Raw genomic sequence first — 2,353 nt, 5'->3', positions numbered from 1 at the left:
TTCTTTGCGCGTTTGCAAAGAAATGAAGTCCCGCCCCGGATAGGGGCTAACAGAAATAAGCAAGAAAATCCGACTTAAGCAGAACGACCACGCGAGCAGGAGGACTCAATCCTAGCCCCACACTCGCCGCGAACAGCACCCCTCCCTAGCTCCCCACTCGCCGCGAACAGCACCCCCCCAGCGCACCATCCGCAATACTTATTCAGGACTGCTGTGCAACCACACCTCTGGCTGCCGGTGGCGCAGAGTCAAGAAACCGGAAGACGATGGCCGACGCCAGCGTAACCCCTCCGACACACACAAACGCGATTCGAAAGGCCATGGCAGCGGACCCAAGCTGCGTCGAAAACACAGACACAAGCCCGCCGCCGATAGAAACCCCGAGCCCGATCGCGAGCATCTGCACCATGGAAAACAGGCTATTGCCGCTACCGGCGTCCTTGATGGAAAGCCCTTTGAGCGTGACGCTGTTCATGGCGGCGAACTGCATGGAATTACAGGCGCCGAATACGGCGAGAATGGCGATCTCGACGACCAACGGAGTAGAAACAGAAAACGCGGCAAATCCAACTATCGCAGCCCCAACAAGAATCGTGTTCCAGAGCAAGAAGTTATCGTAGCCATAGCGCCTGACAAGCGGCGAGATCCAGCCTTTGGCGATGGTTCCCGCAAACGCTGCCGGCAGCAGCATCAGTCCCGAATGCAACGGCGAATAGCCGAGCTGCAACTGCATCAGGAGCGGCAAGAGAAATGGCACGGCGCTCGATCCAATTCGACACAGCAGATTCCCAAGCAGGCCTACGCTGAAGTTAGGCTCGTTAAAAAGGGAGAGCTTGAAAAGCGGATCGGGCCGCCGCCGCGCGTGGGGAACGTACACCATCGCGGCCAACGCCGACAGCGCGAACAGCCCACCGGAAACCAGCAGCTTGTGATGTTGCGCCGGGCTATCGAGCGCCACGGAAAACGCGACCATGCACAGCGACAACAACGCGCCCCCGATAAAGTCAAAAGGCGGGGCGTCGCCGATGGCATCGTCGGGGAGGAATCGATGCACCGCGAGCAACCCGACCGCCCCGATCGGCACGTTGATCAAGAAGATCCAGTGCCATGAAAACGATTCGACGAACCAGCCGCCCATCGTCGGGCCCAGGATCGGACCGACCTGTCCTGCGATGGAAATCACGGCCAGCGCGGACACATAAGCCTCTCCGGTCACGCTGCGCAGCACCGCCAGGCGGCCGATCGGCAACAGCATCGACCCGCCGATACCCTGGATCACGCGCGCCACGATCAGTTGGTGCAGCGACTGTGCGCTCGCGCAGCAGAGCGAACCGAGCACGAACAGCAGAATGGCGACGAAGTAGACGCGCCGCGTGCCGAACCGGTCGGCCAGCCAGCCCGAGGCAGGCGTGAGCATCGCCATGGTGAGCGTGTAGGCGACGACAATCGGCTGCATCGCAAGCGGTTGCGCATGCAGGCTGCGCGCGATGGAGGGCAGGGCCGTGTTGACGATGGTCGTGTCGAGGGCCTGCATGAAAAAGCCGACGGCGACGATCCATAACAGCGCCGTATGTGAATTTTTTGCGGTCATCGTGTGAAGCTTGACGCTCAAAGCAGTGCGACGGGGAATTCGGGATATGCGCCAAGTTTAATTCCATCCATGGCGATCGGGAACCCCACTGGCCGCATTGACTGCCATCGGTTTTATCGATGACAATGCATCATGCTCAATCCTGTCTGGCTTAATACGTTCGCGACCGTTGCGGCTTCCCATAGTTTCACCGATGCCGGCCGCCAGCTTCGTCTCACGCAATCAAGCGTGAGCGAGCATATCCGGCGCCTGGAAGATCACATTGGAAGGCGACTGTTCGTGCGGGACACGCACTCGCTCGCGCTCACTGCCGACGGCGAGGCCATGTTGATCCATGCGCGGAAGATTCTTGAGGCGATGACCCATGCGGAATCGCAGTTTCGCTCGCCGCGTCTTGCGGGCCGCGTGCGGCTTGGTTCGTCCGACGACTTGGCGCTCGGTCCCTTGCCGCGTGTTCTCGCTGCGTTTCGCCGCTCGCATCCCGACGTGGAACTTGAGATCACGATCGGCATGACAGGACGGCTGTACGAGCTTCTGGACGCGGGTGCGGTCGACTTGTTGATTGGCAAGCGGCGTATTGGCGATGCGCGGGGCATTCCGCTTTTCTCGGGCCAGCTCGAATGGCTGGCACGAGCGGGAACGGAGGTCGATCTCGATCAGCCTCTGCCCTTGATCCTCGTGGCCGAACCCAGCGTGACACGCGCCGTGGTGCTCGATGCACTGGCTGCCGTGGGTGCGCGCTGGCAGATGGTGTGCACCAGC

2 protein-coding genes are annotated in these 2,353 nt (G+C 60.9%); one reads left to right on the top strand and one right to left on the bottom strand.

Annotated elements, in window-relative coordinates; genetic code table 11:
- Nucleotides 1-202: 202 nt before the first annotated feature.
- Nucleotides 203-1,591, bottom strand: coding sequence for a DHA2 family efflux MFS transporter permease subunit (locus tag WCA53_RS16285; protein ID WP_423912397.1), 1,389 nt, complete (start codon nucleotides 1,589-1,591; stop codon nucleotides 203-205).
- Nucleotides 1,592-1,723: 132 nt separating this feature from the next.
- Between WCA53_RS16285 and WCA53_RS16280 the strand changes: the two genes are divergently transcribed.
- Nucleotides 1,724-2,353, top strand: a 630-nt coding sequence (locus WCA53_RS16280) for a LysR family transcriptional regulator (protein ID WP_423912394.1), incomplete at its 3' end; no start/stop codon positions are given.

It is taken from the genome of Caballeronia sp. (assembly GCF_049581465.1).
GTDB lineage: Bacteria > Pseudomonadota > Gammaproteobacteria > Burkholderiales > Burkholderiaceae > Caballeronia.
This window is presented reverse-complemented; position numbering and strand designations above follow the sequence as displayed.

Coding starts and splice junctions, on each gene's coding strand:
- WCA53_RS16285 (WP_423912397.1), bottom strand. CDS start 1,591: ATGACCGCAAAAAATTCACATACGGCGCTGTTATGGATCGTCGCCGTC.